Annotated in this window: 1 rRNA gene; it reads left to right on the top strand. The window is 53.5% G+C overall.

The features are described from left to right. Positions 1-1,280, top strand: a 23S ribosomal RNA gene (locus tag AO065_RS00025); the annotation flags it as partial. Between the last annotated feature and the right edge of the window lie 5 nt (positions 1,281-1,285).

The following is a 1,285-nucleotide window of genomic DNA, read 5'->3' as shown; positions in this document are numbered from 1 at the left end:
GGTTGGGTAGAGAATACCAAGGCGCTTGAGAGAACTCGGGTGAAGGAACTAGGCAAAATGGCACCGTAACTTCGGGAGAAGGTGCGCCGGTGAGGGTGAAGCATTTACTGCGTAAGCCCACGCCGGTCGAAGATACCAGGCCGCTGCGACTGTTTATTAAAAACACAGCACTCTGCAAACACGAAAGTGGACGTATAGGGTGTGACGCCTGCCCGGTGCCGGAAGGTTAATTGATGGGGTTAGCGCAAGCGAAGCTCTTGATCGAAGCCCCGGTAAACGGCGGCCGTAACTATAACGGTCCTAAGGTAGCGAAATTCCTTGTCGGGTAAGTTCCGACCTGCACGAATGGCGTAACGATGGCGGCGCTGTCTCCACCCGAGACTCAGTGAAATTGAAATCGCTGTGAAGATGCAGTGTATCCGCGGCTAGACGGAAAGACCCCGTGAACCTTTACTATAGCTTTGCACTGGACTTTGAATTTGCTTGTGTAGGATAGGTGGGAGGCTTTGAAGCGTGGACGCCAGTCTGCGTGGAGCCAACCTTGAAATACCACCCTGGCAACTTTGAGGTTCTAACTCAGGTCCGTTATCCGGATCGAGGACAGTGTATGGTGGGTAGTTTGACTGGGGCGGTCTCCTCCTAAAGAGTAACGGAGGAGTACGAAGGTGCGCTCAGACCGGTCGGAAATCGGTCGTAGAGTATAAAGGCAAAAGCGCGCTTGACTGCGAGACAGACACGTCGAGCAGGTACGAAAGTAGGTCTTAGTGATCCGGTGGTTCTGTATGGAAGGGCCATCGCTCAACGGATAAAAGGTACTCCGGGGATAACAGGCTGATACCGCCCAAGAGTTCATATCGACGGCGGTGTTTGGCACCTCGATGTCGGCTCATCACATCCTGGGGCTGAAGCCGGTCCCAAGGGTATGGCTGTTCGCCATTTAAAGTGGTACGCGAGCTGGGTTTAGAACGTCGTGAGACAGTTCGGTCCCTATCTGCCGTGGACGTTTGAGATTTGAGAGGGGCTGCTCCTAGTACGAGAGGACCGGAGTGGACGAACCTCTGGTGTTCCGGTTGTCACGCCAGTGGCATTGCCGGGTAGCTATGTTCGGAAAAGATAACCGCTGAAAGCATCTAAGCGGGAAACTTGCCTCAAGATGAGATCTCACTGGAACCTTGAGTTCCCTGAAGGGCCGTCGAAGACTACGACGTTGATAGGTTGGGTGTGTAAGCGCTGTGAGGCGTTGAGCTAACCAATACTAATTGCCCGTGAGGCTTGACCATATAAC

Source organism: Pseudomonas viridiflava, from assembly GCF_001642795.1.
Taxonomy (GTDB): domain Bacteria; phylum Pseudomonadota; class Gammaproteobacteria; order Pseudomonadales; family Pseudomonadaceae; genus Aquipseudomonas; species Aquipseudomonas viridiflava.
This window is presented reverse-complemented; position numbering and strand designations above follow the sequence as displayed.